This is a genomic window from Azonexus sp., from assembly GCF_047638095.1.
Taxonomy (GTDB): Bacteria; Pseudomonadota; Gammaproteobacteria; order Burkholderiales; family Rhodocyclaceae; genus Azonexus.
The window spans coordinates 12396-30803 of sequence record NZ_JBLJBW010000007.1 but is presented as its reverse complement, the minus strand read 5'-3'; the positions used below and the strand labels follow the sequence as shown (position 1 = coordinate 30803).

Annotated in this window: 11 protein-coding genes, 2 tRNA genes and 1 riboswitch; of the genes, 6 read left to right on the top strand and 7 right to left on the bottom strand. The window is 56.1% G+C overall.

Annotated features, from left to right (window positions below; translation table 11 throughout):
* From ACM62Q_RS02945 to nadC, 4 genes are all read right to left on the bottom strand, one after another.
* Positions 1-72, bottom strand: a tRNA-Arg gene (locus ACM62Q_RS02945).
* A 22-nt stretch (positions 73-94) separates the two neighbouring features.
* A tRNA-Arg gene (locus tag ACM62Q_RS02940) sits at positions 95-171 on the bottom strand.
* A gap of 113 nt (positions 172-284) precedes the next feature.
* Complete coding sequence (locus ACM62Q_RS02935; RefSeq protein WP_415033486.1) at positions 285-728, bottom strand: bacteriohemerythrin; 444 nt, start codon at positions 726-728, stop codon at positions 285-287.
* A gap of 72 nt (positions 729-800) precedes the next feature.
* Positions 801-1664 (bottom strand): carboxylating nicotinate-nucleotide diphosphorylase, encoded by an 864-nt coding sequence (gene nadC / locus ACM62Q_RS02930; protein ID WP_415033485.1) that lies wholly within the window; start codon positions 1662-1664, stop codon positions 801-803.
* 340 nt (positions 1665-2004) lie between these two features.
* Here nadC and ACM62Q_RS02925 point away from each other — a divergent pair, with 340 nt between their 5' ends.
* From ACM62Q_RS02925 to ACM62Q_RS02910, 4 genes are all read left to right on the top strand, one after another.
* A complete protein-coding gene (locus ACM62Q_RS02925; RefSeq protein WP_415033484.1) occupies positions 2005-2220 on the top strand; it encodes a hypothetical protein in 216 nt (71 codons plus the stop codon).
* Positions 2221-2528: 308 nt separating this feature from the next.
* Positions 2529-3698 carry an HlyD family secretion protein gene (locus tag ACM62Q_RS02920; RefSeq protein ID WP_415033483.1) on the top strand — a complete coding sequence of 390 codons (1170 nt, stop codon included), beginning with the start codon at positions 2529-2531 and terminating at the stop codon, positions 3696-3698.
* A 33-nt stretch (positions 3699-3731) separates the two neighbouring features.
* Positions 3732-5894 carry a peptidase domain-containing ABC transporter gene (locus tag ACM62Q_RS02915; protein ID WP_415033482.1) on the top strand — a complete coding sequence of 721 codons (2163 nt, stop codon included), beginning with the start codon at positions 3732-3734 and terminating at the stop codon, positions 5892-5894.
* Positions 5888-7342: a TolC family protein gene (locus tag ACM62Q_RS02910; RefSeq protein ID WP_415033481.1), complete on the top strand. Its 1455-nt coding sequence runs from the start codon at positions 5888-5890 to the stop codon at positions 7340-7342. Before ACM62Q_RS02915 ends, ACM62Q_RS02910 begins: the two co-directional genes overlap by 7 nt.
* On the opposite strand, the gene ACM62Q_RS02905 is transcribed toward ACM62Q_RS02910, so the two are convergent.
* Both ACM62Q_RS02905 and ACM62Q_RS02900 read right to left on the bottom strand, forming a co-directional pair.
* Positions 7343-9028 (bottom strand): diguanylate cyclase domain-containing protein, encoded by a 1686-nt coding sequence (locus ACM62Q_RS02905; RefSeq protein WP_415033480.1) that lies wholly within the window; start codon positions 9026-9028, stop codon positions 7343-7345.
* Positions 9029-9099: 71 nt separating this feature from the next.
* Entirely contained in the window at positions 9100-9336 is a 237-nt protein-coding gene (locus tag ACM62Q_RS02900) for a hypothetical protein (RefSeq protein WP_415033479.1), read from the bottom strand.
* A gap of 93 nt (positions 9337-9429) precedes the next feature.
* Positions 9430-9507, bottom strand: a riboswitch (cyclic di-GMP riboswitch).
* 229 nt (positions 9508-9736) lie between these two features.
* On the opposite strand from ACM62Q_RS02900, the gene ACM62Q_RS02895 reads away from it, so the two are divergent.
* Both ACM62Q_RS02895 and ACM62Q_RS02890 read left to right on the top strand, forming a co-directional pair.
* Positions 9737-14782, top strand: coding sequence for a retention module-containing protein (locus tag ACM62Q_RS02895; RefSeq protein ID WP_415033478.1), 5046 nt, complete (start codon positions 9737-9739; stop codon positions 14780-14782).
* A gap of 24 nt (positions 14783-14806) precedes the next feature.
* Complete coding sequence (locus ACM62Q_RS02890; RefSeq protein WP_415033477.1) at positions 14807-16675, top strand: TolC family outer membrane protein; 1869 nt, start codon at positions 14807-14809, stop codon at positions 16673-16675.
* Positions 16676-16786: 111 nt separating this feature from the next.
* Here the strand turns inward: ACM62Q_RS02890 and ACM62Q_RS02885 are convergent, their stop codons facing one another.
* A complete protein-coding gene (locus ACM62Q_RS02885) occupies positions 16787-18403 on the bottom strand; it encodes a pilus assembly protein TadG-related protein (RefSeq protein ID WP_415033476.1) in 1617 nt (538 codons plus the stop codon).
* Between the last annotated feature and the right edge of the window lie 5 nt (positions 18404-18408).

The window sequence follows — 18408 nt, the reverse complement described above, 5'->3', positions numbered from 1 at the left end:
CGCCCGGAGCGATTCGAACGCCCGACCCCTTGGTTCGTAGCCAAGTACTCTATCCAACTGAGCTACGGGCGCGCTGTGCAACACTATTTCTGAATGGCGCGCCCGGAGCGATTCGAACGCCCGACCCCTTGGTTCGTAGCCAAGTACTCTATCCAACTGAGCTACGGGCGCGCTGTCAGAGCCGCGCATTATACGGAGGCAAGGGGGGAATGCAAGCTTTTTCGCCGTTTTTTCATTTGCCTCTCGCTTCCCACTTCCCGCGTCCAAGCTGCTTTCCGGGCGTCTCAAACACGCAATAAACGAGCAAAGAAACTACCCAGAACGCCCAGTTTTTTGCTTTCAAATTCGCGGGCGTAGGCTTTGTCTTGCACCAGAATATGATTGATCAGCCAATCTTTGAGAAAATTCACCATATCCAGCGACACCGGGCCGCCTGCCTCGATCGTAATACGTTCATTGCGCACGCGATTGATGAAATGGTCGTGCTGCTGCTTGTGCGCGTCAAAACCGCTGTAGCCATGGCTGCGCATGAAGGTTTCTTCGGCGGTGAAATGCGTGATCGTATAACGCTCCAGCTCATCGAGAGTATCGAGCACGCCGCCGCCCCGCTCGCGATTGATGACGTGCTCCCAAAGATGATTGATGATGTCGAACAACACCCGGTGCTGATCGTCGATTTCGTCCATGCCGATGCTGTAGGCCGGATTCCAGTCGATCAAATGCTGCATGTCAGTTTGTCTCCATTTTTTATTTGATAAAACAAATTTTCAACACCTTCAGCCGGTCGGTCGCAACAAAAACTACGCCACAAAACGCATCGACAAATCCAGCGCTTTCACGTCTTTTGTCAGCGCGCCGACGGAAATCCGGTCGACTCCGGTTTGCGCAATGGCCGGCAAGGTCTCCAAGGTCACATTGCCGGAAGCCTCTAGCACCGATCGCCCAGCGTTCAAGGTGACCGCTGCGCGCAGATTTTCCAGCGTGAAGTTATCCAGCAAAACCATGCGTACATCGGCCGCCAAAGCTTCTTCCAGCTCCGCCAGATTTTCCACCTCTACCTGAATGAATTTGCAGCGCCCGCCAGCCGCACCAGCGACCGAACGTGCCGCAGCCACTGCCGCCGCAATGCCACCGGCGGCGTGAATATGGTTTTCCTTGATCAAAATCGCATCCCACAAGGCCAGCCGATGATTGCCGCCGCCGCCTGCGCGCACCGCGTATTTTTGTGCAATACGCAAACCTGGCAGGGTTTTCCGGGTATCGACCACCTGCGCCCGCGTGCCACTCAGGGCATCTGCGTAAATGCGGGTTTTGCTTGCCACAGCAGATAAAAGCTGCAGAAAATTCAGGGCGCTGCGCTCTGCCGTCAATAACGCCCGTGCGTCTCCTGTCAGCGAACACAAGACCTGCCCCGCCGCGATGCGCGTACCGTCGGCCGCCGACCAATCCACCGTGGCGTGCGCATCCAAGCGCTGCACGCAGGCATCGAACCAGTCCCGGCCGCACAAGACACCTGCCTCACGCGCCACGACCGTCGCCCGCGCCACACATCCTGCCGGCACCAGCGCCGCCGTCAAATCCCCCGCGCCCACGTCCTCGATTAATGCCGCGTCGACGTTACGCGCAATTTCTTCTGCCAGTGGGTAATCAAAGTCAATCGCCATCGGTTTCTTCCGGTCACAAACGGAGCACATTGTAAGGGGCCAAGGCAAAAATAAAATACCAAGAGTACGGTAGCAAAGCGGAGCACGGTCTCGCGTTTGCATTTTTGACAAATTTCGACCTGAGCAGACAAGAGATTGTCGTTCGCTGACAGGTAGCCAGGGCAGAGAAAATTTCATGCAGAGAAATTTACAGTTTCAATTTATTCGTTTATGATGATTACAGTTTCATTTTCATTCAGAAGCTTACAAATTCTTACTTGTTTCGAAGAAATTGAAACGCCTCTGCCCTCAGAGGGAGTAGTCATAACGCAGTATTTTCAATCTCTATAGGAGTAGCAACATGGCAATTCAAGAGCTTAACAAGACCGAAATCGAAGCCGTTTCTGGTGGCCTCCTGGATCTGGGTGGTCTTCTTGGTGGCGTATTGAATCCGGTGCTTGGTCTTGTTGGCGGCCTGCTGACGCCGGTGGTTGGCCTGGTTCAAGGCTTGGTTGGCACCGTCACCGGTTTGCTGGGTGGCCTGCTTGGCGGCTTGCTGGGTAGTTCCTGCCGCTAAGCGCTTAGGGGAACGGGGTAGTCCCCCCGAGCATCGACATCCTCCTGCTCCGTTCTCCTTCACCGTAAAACCTTTGCATCCCCTCTGCAGCACAGCGCCGGACGAGCGCGCTGAACGGCGACACGCAAAGGAAGGAATGAATCTTCACCGGCTATTCATCGCCCGCCTAAGAAATCACGGGCTGTATCACCCACCACAGACATTGCCGCATGGCCTCGCAGCCTCTCTTCAGACAAGCCGCCCTCGAGGCCCAAAAACCAAAATCCTTTGGCGACATTTTGCTTGTTCGCCCCTTGAGTTACAGGATATTGAGCGCCGTCGCCGCGCTCTGCGCTTTGTCTATCGTTTTACTGTTTACTTTTGGCAGCTATACCAAACGCAGCAGTGTCACCGGGCATTTGGTACCCAACGGCGGGCTGTTGCGTGTCTATGCGCCGCAAGCCGGCATCATCCAAGAAAAACGGGTTGGCGAAGGGCAGCATTTACGCGCCGGTGAGATACTTTTCATGCTCTCGAGCGAGCGGCAAAGCAGTACGCTTGAAGCAGTGCAAGCCAGCATCAGTGAGCAACTCGGTGTGCGCCAAGAATCCTTGAAAGATGAACTGGCGCGCACTAACCGCCTACAACAGGAAGAACAGGATGGCTTGCGCCGGCAAATTCAGGCCTTGCAGGCAGAGCTGGAAAAAATTGATAGCCTCCTCGAAGGGCAGCGCATGCGCGTTGCTCTGGCGGAAGAAACCCGCCGCCGCTATCAAGGCCTGCTCGAACAAGACTACATTTCGCACGAGCAACAGCAGCAAAAACACGAAGAATGGCTCGATCAGCAAGCGCGCTTGAAAAGCACCGAGCGAGAACAAATCGCCCTGCGCCGCGAATTGGCACTACGCCAGGAGAACCTTGCCGCATTGCGCTTAAAACAACAAAATCAGCTGGCCCAGATCGAAAGATATATTTCCAGCACCAGCCAAGAATTGAGTGAAAGCGAAGGGCGGCGGATGATCGCGATTACTGCGCCGATCGACGGCGTAGCAACAGCCGTCGTCGGTGAGCAAGGGCAAATGGCGGATGCTCGCCGCCCGCTCTTGAGCATCGTACCCGCGGATACCCGGCTCGAAGCCCAGCTCTATGCCCCCAGCCGCGCCGTGGGTTTTGTTAAACCCGGGGCTGCGGTGCGCCTGCGCTATCAGGCCTATCCTTATCAAAAATTTGGCCATGCCGAAGGAAAAGTAATTTCGGTGGCAAAAACCGCCTTGCCGGCAGGTGAAATTTCCCTGTTGCTCCCTGCAGGCTTCGAGAACCAGACGCGAGAAGCGCTTTATCTGATTACCGTTGCCCTGGAAGCGCAAACCATCCGGGCTTACGGCGAAGAGCATCCACTGCAGGCGGGCATGCTGCTCGATGCGGACGTTTTACAAGAAACTCGCCGCCTTTATGAATGGGTGCTGGAGCCTCTGTTCAGCCTGACCGGCAAACTCTGAGCGTTATTCGATTTCCTCTTTCGCAGGCCAGCCATGTCTTTTTTTGACGCACTTTCTTTCGGCTTGCGCCGTAAACTGCCGCAAATTCTCCAAACGGAAGCCGCAGAGTGCGGCCTCGCCTGTATCGCCATGATTGCCGGCTACCACGGTTTGCGCACCGATCTGGCCACACTACGCCGCCTGTTTCTGGTATCGATCAAAGGCAGCACGCTGGGGCAATTAATGCATATGGCGCAGTCTCTCAATCTGGCGACACGCCCGGTCAAGCTGGAATTGGAAGACCTGCCGCAACTACGCTTGCCCTGCATTTTGCATTGGAATTTCAATCATTTTGTCGTTCTGAAAGCAGTCGATCGCACGACGGTCACCCTGCACGATCCGGCTTTTGGTCTGCGCAGGTTAAAACTGGATGAAGTGTCCGAGCAATTTACCGGCGTCGCCCTGGAGTTGTGGCCAAACACCGAATTCAAGCCTGTTACCCTAAAGCAACGGGTCAAATTACGGCAATTAATGGGGCATGTGACCGGGCTTTATCATTCGCTCGGGCAGATTTTGCTATTAGCCGCCTCGCTTGAAATTTTCGCCCTGGTCAGCCCGTTTTTCCTGCAATGGGTGATCGACAACGTCATTGTCTCCGGCGACCGTGATTTATTGACCACCCTCGCCCTGGGTTTTGGCTTACTGATGTTGATGCAACAGGGCATTGCGGCAGTGCGCTCCTGGGTCATCATGCATATGGCAACAACACTGAATATTCAATGGCGCGCCAATGTATTCACCCATTTATTGCGTCTGCCGGTCGAGTATTTTGAAAAACGTCATTTAGGCGATGTCGTTTCTCGCTTCAATTCGATCGACATCATTCAAAAAACACTGACCACAGCCTTTGTCGAAGGCATTCTCGACGGTGCCATGACCATCGTCACCTTGGTCGTGATGTTCATTTACAGCCCACCGCTGGCCTGGATCGCCGTCGCGGCCATGGTGCTGTACGGTATTGTCCGCGGCCTGTGGTATCGGCCGCTGCGTAACGCCACCGAAGAACAAATCATCCATGCGGCAAAACAAAACAGCCATTTTCTTGAAACCGTGCGCGGTGTGCGCAGCATTAAATTGTTTCAGCGCCAAGAAACGCGGCGCGCAACCTGGTTAAGCCTGCTCGTCGATCAAATCAACGCCGATTTACGCAACCAGAAATTACAGATCTTCTATCGCCTGGCCAATGGTCTTTTGTTTGGTGTCGAACGTATTTTGGTGCTTTGGCTGGGCAGCAAATTGATACTCGACGGAAATTTTACGGTCGGAGCCTTGATGGCTTTCAGCGCCTACAAAGACCAGTTCGATTCCCGCGTCAGCGCCTTGATCGACAAATTGGTAGAAATCAAAATGCTGCAATTACAGGGCGAGCGCCTGGCAGACATTGTGTTTGCCCTGCCGGAAGAACAGCATGCGCAAGCGTTTTCAAGCACCGCGCAACAAAGCAACGAGCAGGCCTCGATCGAGCTCAAAGGCTTGCGCTACCGCTATGCCGACAGCGAACCTTGGGTGCTCGATGGCATCGATCTGCAGGTGCAGGCGGGCGAATCCGTTGCCATTATCGGCCCCTCGGGCTGCGGCAAATCAACCTTGATCAGCACCATGCTGGGTATTCGAACCCCCAACGAAGGCGATGTTTTGATTGGCGGTAAAAGCGTCAGCCAAGTGGGCGTCGACCGCCTGCGCGCCATGGTGGGTACAGTGCTCCAGGACGACGTGCTGTTTGCCGGATCGATTGCCGATAACATCAGTTTTTTTGATCCGCACACAGAAACTGCGCGCATCGAGGAATGTGCGCAACTTGCTGCTGTACACGAAGAAATCATGGCTATGCCCATGGGGTATAACACGCTCATCGGCGATATGGGTACAGCCCTCTCGGGCGGGCAAAAGCAACGCGTTTTGCTGGCGCGCGCACTCTATAAACGTCCCGGTATTTTATTTCTCGACGAAGCCACCAGTCACCTCGATATTTCTTGCGAAAAACGCGTCAATGCGGCCATCAAGGCTTTGCGCATCACCCGCATCATCGTTGCCCATCGCCCGGAAACGATCGCCAGTGCTGAACGGGTCATTGTGCTTGAAGAAGGGAAAATCTTGCGCGATCTGCCCGTCGACGCGCTTGATTTTGAGCGCATCGCCCGAGGCGGACCATGGTAAAGCAGGCGCTGCGGCAAGCGGCGGCGCAAATAGCCGCTTTGCTCTCCTTAATCTTGGCCCATCCTGCCGCCGGTGCGCCGCCCGACCTGTTTTTAACCGAACGGCGCTTACCCTCTTCTGCCCTCCCCTTGCTCGATGACGGCACGCCCGTGCTCTGCGAATTCAATGAAATACGCGGTCCCTTGGCTTTACACGAAGCCATCGAACGGGCTTTATGTCAAAGCCCGGAAAGCCGTGCCGCTTGGGCGCAAGCGCGCGTTCAGGCAGCCCAGCTCGGGGTCGCCAAAGCGGCCTATTTGCCCAATGTGAACGCCCAGGCCGGTTATCTTGCACAAACCAGCAAAAACACCTACGACCCACCTTTCGATGCGCTAGATGCCACGACCCGGCCGCGCACGCGCACAGCCAGCTTAAAACTCAGCTGGACTCTTGCCGATGCCGGTCTGCGCCAGGCCAATCTCGATCAAGCCGCCGCACTTTTGGAAGCAGCCAACGCCAGCCACGACCAGGTCGTTCAACGCACACTTTTAAATACTGCACAGCGTTATTTCGACGTGCAAACCGCGTATGCCGTGCTGCATGCCACCGAGGAAGCCGAGCGTTCTGCAGCAAAAAATCTGGACGCCACCACCGCCAAACATGCCGCCGGGGCCGGCGCGCTAACCGACAAATTGCAGGCCGCCGTCGCCCTTTCTGATGCCCGTTTAAAACGTGTCAGCGCCCAAGGGGAGTTGGAGAACGCGACCGGCAGCCTGGCGATCGCCCTCGGGCTATCGCCCAAAACCCGCTTACGTCTGCCAGAAAGAACGCATACCCTGCCAGCCACCGACATCGGTTTGAACATCGATGATTTGTTGGCCCAGGCAAGCACCCATCACCCAGCGGTGCAAGCTGCCCGCGCTGAATTGAACGCCGCCCAAGCCAAGCTGCGTGCGGTGCGCGCCGAGGGGCGTCCAGTGCTCGGTTTTTCTGCCGAAATGATGGAGCGTCGTCAGGACAAACACATTCCCATCTCCGGCTATCCAGCAACCGGTGCCAGCTTTCGCGACAACGTAGTCGGCATGCAACTGAGCATTCCGCTGTTCGAGGGTTTTGGCCGCAGCTACAAGGTGCGCGCAGCAAACAGCCAGATCGAACAGTTACAGGCCGAGCTGGACAAAGCAGAGCAACAAATCATGCTGGAGGTCTGGAAAAACTACCAAGGCCTGAATACCCAAAAAGCGCACATCGAGGCCGCACAAACCTTGCATGAAAGCGCCCAACGCTCTTACGAAGTGGCGGAAGGCCGCTTTCGGGCCGGGGTGGGCAACATTCTTGAGCTACTCGGTGCACAAAGTGCGCTGGCCAACGCCGAGCAACGGCGCATCGAAGCCCTTTCCGGCTGGCTGACCGCCCGCCTGCAGCTGGCCGCCAGCACAGGGAAATTGGGTATGTGGGCGATTAAATGATCAATCCGTCTGCGCCGAGAGCGGTTCGATACAAATACGATTGCGCCCGGCGCGCTTGGCCGCGTACATGGCAACATCGGCGCGCTTGAGAATTCCCTCGACATTTTCATCGGCGCTGCCAGAAAACAGACTCAAGCCGATACTGGGCGTGCTGCGATAGCTGTGGCTGCCCAATTGATAGTTTTCTCCCAGACTGCGTAATACTTTATTGGCGATGAGCATGGCGTCTTTCAAGGCAATTTGCGCATCCGGCGAGAGCTGCACGAGCATGACCACGAATTCATCACCGCCCAGGCGAGCCGCTGTATCCAGCTTGCGTACGGCGGCCTGCAAACGGCGCGCAACTTCGATCAATAACAAATCGCCATAATCGTGCCCCAGCGTATCGTTGAGTTCCTTGAAGCGATCCATGTCGATAAACAACACGGCGCCCAGTGTTTGATTGCGCTGGTTCTGCTCGATTGCCTGCGCCAAACGGTCGACCAACAAGCGGCGATTGGGCAGATCGGTCAGCGTGTCGAACAAGGCCAGGCGACGATATTCTTCCTCGATCTGTTTTTTCCTGGAAATATCTTGCACCGTGCCTACCATGCGCAGGGCACTGCCATCGGCAGCGCGTTCGACCACTTTGCCGCGCGCCTGCACCCAAACATCCCATCCGCCTTGGTGGCGAACACGGTATTCCGCGAAAAACGGCTGATCATTGTGCAAGCTCTCATGTAAAACATGTTCAAAACCGGGGCGATCCTCCGCGTGTATCATTGCTACCACTTCGGCCAACGTGTGCTCGGCGGGCGTTTCGCTCAAACCAAACAAACGGCACCAGGCCGCATTGTGGCGAATCGTCGGTTCTTGCACCGCCCAATCCCAGATTCCCTCGCCAGTAGCATCCATGACGTGACGCAAGCGCTCCTCACTTTCGCGCAGGCGCAGTTCCGCCTGCATGCGCGCATCGACATTGCGATACGTGCCAATGATCATCGGGCCGTTATTGAACTTGCCGTAGATATTGAACCAGGCCCAATCTCCCGCGGCACGACGCAAGCGGGCATCGACCTCGAAAGCTTCGCGGTGGCCTGCCAGATAGTCACGAGAAACCTCCCCCATGCGCCGCGCATCATCCGGGTGGCAGACCTCTTGCCACTCTTTGAAATGCAGGGTCTTATTTACGCCATCGCTACTCAAGGGCTGACTCCAGGCGGCTGCGATCCGCACCCCGTCGGCCATGCTCCATGACCACAAACCTTGGTCGGCACCGGCCAGTGCCAGCGACAATAGGCGTTGTAAACGCACCCGATGAAGAATGTTGGCGATGCGTAATCGCACCAGATTCGGCTTGAACGGTTTGGTAATGTAATCGTCCGCCCCCAGTTCCAGCGCATTACATTCGCTGGCCAGATCATCGACGGCCGTGAGAAAAATCACCGGCGTCCCTTCGAAAGACGGCATTTCCTTCAGGGCTTTCAAGGTCGTGAAACCGTCCATGCCGGGCATCATCAAATCAAGCATGACCAGATCAAACCGCCGTTGGCGAAACACCGCCAGCGCCTCTTCTCCGGAACTCACCGGAACAATCTGGTAATCGATGCCCAGCGCCATTTCAAGTAACTGAAGAATGGCCGGCGTGTCATCCACCGCCAGGATCGAGGCTTTATCTTCATTGAGCAGGTCAAACTCGAGAGGCATGGCGATCCACCGAAACCCATTATTCGTTCAAATATGATACCTCCGTTTTATGCGCCAGCAGTGGGCAAAAATCAGATTGCCCCACCCGCCAAGGCCAGCGACAAACCGTCAGTAATCTGTGAAAACAGGAGCGCAACGGTTTCACCGTAATGCGGCACGATTTGTGTCGTCATCAGAGCAACTGCCACATAGGGCAGGAGCGTCGGTATCAATTTGCGCCACAAACCGCTCGAAGCCACCGTCACACGCCGCGCGGGGCTATGGCGCAAATTTGACATGGGGTGCAGTGCGTAATTGTGCTTGTTCATGATCTTTCCTTTGCTAACGATTTGGAAAGACCATCCTGAGAACACTCGCCGCCCTTTGGGCAGTCGGTCCCGGCAGATGGCCGAGATCTTGGCTGAGGCAACCCCGCTATCTGGCGAACCAGACCGGAGGCTTTGCGTCCCTGTGTCACCACAGGTTTGCCGTTGATCACGGAATTGATAGTACATGGATCAAAAAAGAAAATCATGCATTTTTTTCAAATAAATTGAAAACCAAGCAAACCTAAGCGAAAAATCAAAAAATCAACATGCACCACCGTCAGAAAAGTGCGATAAATGAAAACCTTCTCGTTTACAGTTCTGTTTTTCTGTATAATTTGAAAGTCAATGTGCATAGCAGCCCATGTACGGGCTACCAAAATTCGCTGCGAGGAGATCCGCCATGTCACACCCCCAATCCATCGCCCAGGTCGTTTCTCTGAACGGCAAAGCTTTCGCCATAAGCAAACAAGGAACTAGCCGCCCGCTCAAGTTGGGTGATGATCTATTTCCCGGAGAAACCGTTGTCACCGCAACCCGAGCCAATATCGTGCTGGAAACCGACGACAGGCGTGAAATCAAGTTGGGAAGCAGCGAAAGCGCCACGCTCGAGCAAACCGAGAACACAGAAAATCTGCCCCGCGCAGATTTTGCGCAAATAGAGCAAGAGCATTTCCGTAAACTTACCCAAGCGCTCAAAGATGGCCGTTCGCTCGACACCTTGCTCGATGAAGAAGCGCCAGCCGCGGGACAGGCGCAAGCGAACAGTGAAGGCGGACATAGTTTCGTCCAGTTTGAGCGCATCCAGGAAGCCATCGGCAGCCCGGCCGGCAACTATCTCTATGGCACGGGCGATCGCTCTGCCTTAGTGGCGAGCGAAGAAAACCTATTGGTTCGCAACGAAAACACCCCTTCACCCGTAGAACCCCCACCCCCCGTGGACACCACACCCCCCAACGGCGGTGCGGCACCAAGGGTGGTGATTACTGAAGACAGCAATAACGACGGTTTCATCAATCGCTCCGAAGCCCAGGGCGCGGCTGATGTGCGTGTCGAATTCAATCGCGATCTCGTGGATATCGGCGATATCGTTCGTGTTTCTGACGGCAGCATCCAGCGCGACATCGTGGTCGACGCCCAAGCCAAGGCCAACGGTTATGTGACAACCGACTTTCCGCTGCCCGCCCATGGCAGCGTCCTGCACGTCGATGCTTATTTGATCGATCCGCTGGGCAATGCTTCACAACGTGGAGATGCCGCCGCGAAGGTCGATATCAGCGATTTAAACGGCCTCATCGTAAACATCACCGAAGACAGCAATAACGACGGCTACATCAACCAGGCAGAGCTTCAAGGCAAGGTCGATGTGCAGTTTCTCCTGCCAGCCGAAGCCATTGCCGGCGATGCCCTCACCATTTGGGCGAGCGGCCACCCCACAATGACCATCGAGCTGACCCAGGCCGACATCGATGCACGCCAGATCACGCTGGAACTCGACCCGCCCGCCAACGGCAGCAGGCTCGAGGTGCGCGCCCAGATCAGTGACCCCGCCGGCAACCATTCCAACGAAGCCCACGACAGCGCCATCCTGCAAACCGGTGCCATCGGTGCACCGCAGGTCATTATTCTGGAAGACGCCAACCACGACGGTTACATCAACGCCGCCGAACTACACGGCAATATCGACACGCGTATCGATCTGCCCAGCGCCGCACGCGCTGGCGACTGGCTGCACATCAGCGTAAACGGCCAAGCTCGCCCGCCGGTTTTGCTGAGCACGCAAGACATTCAGCGCGGCCACCTGGAACTCAACGACATCACCAGCCCCGGACAGGGGCAAACCCTCACCGTCACCGCCTTCGTGCGCGACCCGGCCGGTAATACCAGCCCGACCGGTTCAGCCTCGGCCATGATCGACATCAGCGAATTCACCGGCCTCGCCGTAAGTATTACCGAAGACCGCAATAACGACGGCTTCATCAACCGGGCAGAATTGCGCGACAACGATATCGACGTGCGCGTCACCCTGCCAGCAGGAGCCGCCGTGGGAGATTCCCTGACGGTTTCCGGCAGCGGCAACGTCAATCAAATATTTACCCTGACCCAGGCCAATCTCGCCGCAGGGTATATCGATGTCAAATTCAACCCCACGAGCGATGACACCACCTTTGTCGCCACCGCCAGCATCCGCGATGTCGCCGGCAACACCGCCGGCCCCGTCGAAGACAGCGCCCGCCTGATGCTGGGCGAACCCGGCGCGCCCAAAGTCTTCATTCTTGAGGACAGCAACGGCGACGGCTATATCAACGCCGCTGAGTTACACGGAAAAATCGACACCAGCATCACCCTTCCAGCCACCGTCCGCGCCGGCGACCAGTTGCTCATCACGGCCAACGGCCAAACCCTGGCTCCCATTGTGCTAGACCAAGCTGACGTCATCCGCGGCAGCATAAATCTGGCGTTCGACTCCCCGGGCGAAGGCCAAACAATCGAGATCAGCGCACAAATCCGAGACACCGCCGGCAACCTCGGAAAACCCGGACAGGCCAGCGCCATCATCGACACCACACCCCCCAACGGCGGTGCGGCACCCGGTGTGGTCATTACTGAAGATACGAACGGCGACGGCATCATCAGCGACAAAGAGCTTATGGGAGATGTCGATGTGCGCATCACCTTCGTAAGCGACAAGGTGAATGTCGGCGACATTGTCACAATCACCTCCGGCACACAAAGCAGGGAAATTACGCTTAGCGCAAGCGACAAACAAGCTGGTTTTGTGAGCGCACAGTTCCCCCCCCAGGCAGCAGGCAGCACGATCGTCGTTGAAGCAGAAATTCGCGACCCCGCCGGCAACACGACGCCGCGCGGCGAAGCGCAGGCCCTGTTCTGGGGTGGATTGATCATCAATGATGTCACCGTCAGCGTTTCGGAAGAAGGTTTGCCTTATGGCATTGCTGATCGTGACGGCAACCCGCAAGACACCACCGACGCGTCTACCGCCAGCGGTAATCTCGGAATTTCCAGCGTCAGCAGCAGCGTGAGCCTGTGCCTTTTAGCGCCAGAACAAACACTTTGCAGTGGCGGCGTCAAAATCGTCTGGTCAGGCGCAGGAACGGAAGATTCTCCGCTGCTTGGGCGCGCTGGCCCCCTCGGCCCCGAGGTCATTTGCGCCAGCATCGACGCTCAAGGCAATTACCAGATCAAGCTGCTGCGCCCGATCGACCATGCAGACGCCCAGGGTGAAAATATCGAAACCCTGAATTTCACGATTCGGGCCAACGATGGTAGCCAGCAAAGCGAAGCCAAATTGATCGTGCAGATCGAAGACGATGCGCCGCTGGCCAAGGATCAGATCATCCACGTCGGCACGGGTGACGGCATCGACACCAACTTGATGCTCATGCTCGACCTGTCTTCCAGCATGCGCCAATGCACGGGCGTCAAAAATCTGGCTGGTGAGGAATTGACCCGCCTCGATCTGGCAAAAATTGCAATCAATGATTTACTTGATCGCTACGATGCCTTAGGGGATGTCAAGGTGCGTCTGGTGGTCTTTGGCAATGCGGGAGAGGCATTGGGGGACCGCTGGGTGAGCATCGACGAGGCGCGTCAACTCATCGCCAGCCTGGAAGCCACCGGAGAAGCCTCAAATTACGACGCAGCACTGGCCACGGCACAGCAGGCTTTTGGCGACGATGGGCGGCTCAGCGGCGGGCAAAACGTATCTTATTTTTTCTCTGACGGCGAGCCGACGACCGATAACACCGGGCATCCCTTTAACTTCGCCGGGCAGTTCGACCCCTTCCTGGGGGATGGCATAGACCGCGACGAAGCCTGCATTTGGCAGGACTTTCTTAAAGCCAATGCCATGACATCGCATGCCGTCGGTGTCGGCCCGCACTCCATCATCATCCCCAACCAACTCAATCCGATTGCTTGGGACGGCCAGACGAATACTGAGCTCAATGCCTACTGGATCGGCGATTTCAATGAAATGGCCTGTGTTTTTGCCACCACCGTCAACGGTCCGAGCTCATTTAATGGCACCTTGGGCGGCTTTGGCGCTGACGGTGGACATGTTGCCTCGCTGGCCATTGGCGGTTATCTGTTCAACTACGATGCCCAAGCCAATACGCTGGCCATTAGCGGCACGTCGCTTACGGTGAGCCATTACCAATTCGACCCTGTTGCCCGTGTCTTGACGATACAGACCACAGCGGGCGAAACCTTGCAAATCGGTCTGTGCGATGGCAGTTACCACTATCAAGCAGCCACTGTGCCGCCGCGCGGCAACACGACCCAAGTGGAATTTACCCTGGTCGATAACGATGGCGACCAAGCCAATGGCAGCCTACAGTTCGTCGGTACCGGAACGCCAGACAGCGTCAATGTTGCGCCGGTCAGCGGCATCGAAAGCGGCAACAACCTCCTGGGCATCATTGGGTTGGATGCACTCGATCTGATCGACTTGGGAACACGCACCCGATTTACCGCTTTTGATGCCAACAACAACATCAGCACGGTAGAAATTTCTTACCGTTCGCTCGTCAATCTTGGCCCGTATCACCTGCAAGCCTCGCACCAACTCGCTGATGAACTTGGGCTGGAACTGACTATCGTGAATCACCCCGGGCTGCTCGGATTGATTCTACCCAGCTCGACCTTGAGCATTCATGCCAAAGACGGCGGACATATCGATAATCTGGCGCTGAACGAACTTTTAGGCACGGTGCATTATGAGCAATCGCTCCTTGATGTCAGCGTGCTCAGCGCCACCAGCATCACCGTTACCGATAGCGCGGGGCTGAGCAGCACCAGTACCCTCGGTTCTCTGGCTGAAGTTGGTTTACTCAGTACGCCTAAGCACAACGATCACATCGTCGAAGGCAGCGCGCAAAACGAAACGCTGACCGCCACCGCAACAGACAGCCGCCTCTACGGCTATGCCGGCGATGATGTGCTGACCGGCAGCGACGGCAAGGATCTTTTGCGCGGCGGTATGGGCGAAGACCAATTACACGGCGACGCGGGCAACGATTTATTGATCGGCGGCCAAGGAAACGACCTCCTTTGGGGCGGCGCGGGCAGCGACGTTTTTCGTTGGGAATTTGGCGACCAAGGGCGCGTTGATGCTCCAGCGCAGGATCGCATCATGGATTTTGATTTGCACAGTCCGGTGGGCGCAGGCGGTGACATCATCGATTTGCGTGATTTGCTGCAAGGCGAATATCACGATGCTGCCGCTCCGGGCAATTTGACGCAATACCTGCATTTTGAAACCAGCGCCAGCGGCACCACCTTGCACATCAACCCTTTGGGCAACGGCCAGGCGTTTACCCAGCAAATCATCATTGAAGGGGTAGATTTCAGCGAAAACGGGCAATTTGCCAATAACAGCCAGATCATTCAGAACCTACTTCAGCAAGGCCGGTTGCTGGTCGACTAAATCAATATCACAGGGAAATATGGAATGAAAAAAACGACGCTCTCTTTTCTTGTCAGCAGTTTGTTCATTGTTGCCGCAAACGCCAGTGAAAACACTCCGGCGCAAGCCCAGAACAGCTTGCGTGAAATAGCGCAAAACGCCGTGCTGAACAACCCGGAAGTAACGAGCAAATGGCGCAACTATAAAGCGGCTGACGAGGAAATCGGCGTAGCACGCGGCGGCTATCTGCCGCGCGTTGATTTAACCGCCAGCACCGGCCGCGAAAGCCTGAAAGCGGCACCGACGAACGCCAAGGAAGATTACTCTCGGCGCGGCTATACCTTGTCTTTGAACCAGATGTTGTTCGATGGTTTTGCCACGCGCAGCGAAGTGCGCAAACTCGACAAGGCCCGTCTGGTACGTTATTACGAACTCCTTGAAGCCTCTGAAAATATCGCCCTGGAAGCCAGTCGGGCTTATCTCGACGTATTGCGTTACCGCAGTTTGCTTGAGCTTGCCAAAGACAACTACGTACGTCACAAGGCGACCTATGAACAGCTGAAAGTGCGTACGGCATCCGGGGTGGGACGTCGCGTCGATCTCGAGCAAGCCGGTAGCCGTCTGGCACTGGCTGAAGTCAATCTGACCACTGAAACCGCCAATCTGCACGACGTTTCGGCGCGCTTTCAACGTCTTACAGGCACCCTGCCCCCCGAGCAAATTCTGACTCCAGGTTCGGTAAACAGTGCTTTTCCGGCCACACCCAAAGCGGCGCTCGATGTTTTGTACCGCAGCAACCCCACTTTGCATGCTGCCATCGAAAATATCGAGGCCGCCCAACATGAGATCGACAATAAACGTGCAGCCTACTCACCCCGCGTCGATCTGCGCGCACGTACGGACAGCAATTCGAATTATCAAGGCGTCAAAGGCGACCGTGATTACCAGGTCGCTGAAGTGGTATTCAGCTGGAATTTATTCAACGGTGGCGCTGACCGCGCCCGTGAGCGCCAATTCATGGAGCGCAAACACATGGCCGTCGAAATGCGCGAAAAAGCCTGCCGCGACACCCGTCAGACCTTGCTCATCGCCTACAACGACATTCAGCGCCTGCAGGAACAATCCGGCCACCTGAACACGCAAGTCGCTTTGCTGGAAAAAACGCGGGATGCCTATCGCGACCAGTTCAACGTCGGCCAACGTACCTTGCTCGATTTGCTCGATACAGAAAACGAATTACTCTCGGCGCGCCGCTCGGCAGTCAACGCGGAAAGCGACCTGACGCTCGCCTATCTGCGCACCTACGCCGGCATGGGTTCCTTGCTCGAGTTTCTTGGTTTGCAAAAACTCGAAACCCACACTCCGGCCAACGAAGAAATCGCCACAGCAGATACATCCGCACTGTGTCCCGCCGAAGCCGTCAGCCAACACGCAACGACACGTGATGCGCTCGATGCCAAGGCGCGCGATATGCTAACTGCTGCCCGCGCAGTGCCAGTGGCCGCGCCGCAGCCCGCTGCCAACGGCGACATCGAAACCCAGGTGCGCGGCTGGGCACAGGCCTGGGCGGCAAAAAACTATGCCGCTTACACCGCGTTCTACGCCCCCACCTTCACGCCGGACGGCGGTTTATCCCGTGAAGACTGGGACCGACTGCGCCGTAACCGCATCATGCCGCGCGAATCAATTTCCATCGATATCGCCGCCTTGCAAGTCAAAATACAAAGTGATGAACGAGCGATTGTTGAGTTTGAACAAACCTATCGCTCAAATCTTTATAACGATCGCGTCTTCAAAACCCTGGAAATGATCAAGCACAACGGCAGCTGGCTGATCAATCGCGAAAACTCCCGCCCCTGCGCGGGCAACACCGTGGGCGGATGTAACCCGTTGGGAGACAATCGTAAGCTGTAAAAACATGCTCGAATGAGCTTTCCAGATTTACAAAAGGGGATGCCATTTAGCATCCCTTTTTATTTTTGCCCCAGCCAGATTCATCAATCCAGTCCGCTCGATGGGTAAACCTCAGCGCACGAGATAGGGTGCGCCGCAAGACAGATCGAATACCGTCACGTCTGCCAGGTTGATCTGGATACCAAGCAAGGATAAAACCGGGTTCAGAATGACGTCGAGCAGCTCGAACACCGGCGTCAGAATCGACAAAATGGCCGCCAGGGCTTCGCCGAGCGGCAAGCTCAAACCTAGCAGAACAACGTCCAATTCGAGATTGGAAAGTAATTTTCCAAACAGGCCATGCGTAGATAAACCGTCTAAACGTTGCGTATTTTTTGCGTTGAACGGTCCGGTAAAAATCTGGGTAGCACCGGCGCTGGGTACATCGACCACCGCCTTGGCGTGAATTTGCACCAAACCGAGCACGTTAAGTAGAGTCGCACGCGTCACATGCGCTGCCGCCGCACGATTGCTCATGGCATCCGGGTTGACATCACCAACGTATAAGCGCGCCGCGCTAGATGCCACCCCCACCGTAACTTCGCTCTCGTCGCGCGGCCAGCGGCAGCTTATGGCCTCAATCCAGGCTTCTCCTGCGCCAACTTCCAGGTAAATCGGCAGACGCACCAAACCGCCCAAAATTTCAGCCACCATCACATCGAGCTTGACGCGCCATTGCGCATTATGCGCGCTGGTACGCCACACCCCTTTTGCATCAACCCCCGCCGGCCCGACCGCAATCGACGGTTTTTCCAGCATGGTGAGCGCCAGGTCGAGTTTGAGCAAACCCGGCAAATTAACTCCGAGCACCGGAATATTCAAAAAATGATCGCCATTGGCCACCTGCGCACTCAAAGTCACCAACTGCATCAAATTAAGCTTGACGCCCGCAGCTTGTTGCCCTGAAACCAGATCGAGATCGATCAAATCGCCTAATTTCAAACGCAACGCTGGATCAACTTTTACCGCCAGCAAATTGAGCGTATCCAGAACCGTGGCATTCAGCCCGAGGGCGCTGTTTTGCTCCAGGGCACGCGCGCTCAGATCAAGTAATTCTTTGACTGACAAATCGGTTTCGAGCAACTCTTCAACCGTGCCGACGCGGGCATGTGCGGTAACCAAATCGAGCAAATTAACTGCCGTATCCAGCAAGCCTTTGAAGGCGATAACACTCAGATCAAGCGAAGTATTGAGCAAACGCCCCAAAATGGCATTGAGAAGCACTGATTTTTCAGTATTGATCGTTGCTACCGAGGCGGCCACGCTGATTCCGGCGATATCTTGACGCACCGCCGTCGCCGTCGTCCTGAGTTCGCGGCTGCCGAGGGCAAAGAAATAAGGCTGCTGCTCACTCACCGTGACCTGTACGGCGTTCCAGAGAGATGCCGGCCCGCCGGGGGAAAATTCACGCATCCGGGTATCGTAAAAACCTGGAATGGCGTGCAAAGTGCGCCCCTTTCCCCCCGACAAAACATAGTTGTTGCCATCTGCGGCATCCAGCGCAATCGCCTGGGCGTGCGCTGGATCGTTAACGGCAGAAAGCGCCGCCGTATCTGCGACTGTCTGCAAATATCGGCGTTCGTGAAAGAGGCTGCCCAAATCGACAGCCAGTAAGGCCGCACCTATCGCCAGTGACATGGCGACGGCCGCCATGACCAGGATCGCCCCACGCTGTGCGGCCGGTTTCATTTGTT

Excerpts from the sequence above, each read along its gene's own strand:
- ACM62Q_RS02895 (WP_415033478.1), top strand. The coding sequence starts at position 9,737 with ATGTCACACCCCCAATCCATCGCCCAGGTCGTTTCTCTGAACGGCAAA.
- ACM62Q_RS02910 (WP_415033481.1), top strand. The coding sequence starts at position 5,888 with ATGGTAAAGCAGGCGCTGCGGCAAGCGGCGGCGCAAATAGCCGCTTTG.
- ACM62Q_RS02925 (WP_415033484.1), top strand. The coding sequence starts at position 2,005 with ATGGCAATTCAAGAGCTTAACAAGACCGAAATCGAAGCCGTTTCTGGT.
- nadC (WP_415033485.1), bottom strand. The coding sequence starts at position 1,664 with ATGGCGATTGACTTTGATTACCCACTGGCAGAAGAAATTGCGCGTAAC.
- ACM62Q_RS02900 (WP_415033479.1), bottom strand. The coding sequence starts at position 9,336 with ATGAACAAGCACAATTACGCACTGCACCCCATGTCAAATTTGCGCCAT.
- ACM62Q_RS02905 (WP_415033480.1), bottom strand. The coding sequence starts at position 9,028 with ATGCCTCTCGAGTTTGACCTGCTCAATGAAGATAAAGCCTCGATCCTG.
- ACM62Q_RS02890 (WP_415033477.1), top strand. The coding sequence starts at position 14,807 with ATGAAAAAAACGACGCTCTCTTTTCTTGTCAGCAGTTTGTTCATTGTT.
- ACM62Q_RS02935 (WP_415033486.1), bottom strand. The coding sequence starts at position 728 with ATGCAGCATTTGATCGACTGGAATCCGGCCTACAGCATCGGCATGGAC.
- ACM62Q_RS02915 (WP_415033482.1), top strand. The coding sequence starts at position 3,732 with ATGTCTTTTTTTGACGCACTTTCTTTCGGCTTGCGCCGTAAACTGCCG.
- ACM62Q_RS02885 (WP_415033476.1), bottom strand. The coding sequence starts at position 18,403 with ATGAAACCGGCCGCACAGCGTGGGGCGATCCTGGTCATGGCGGCCGTC.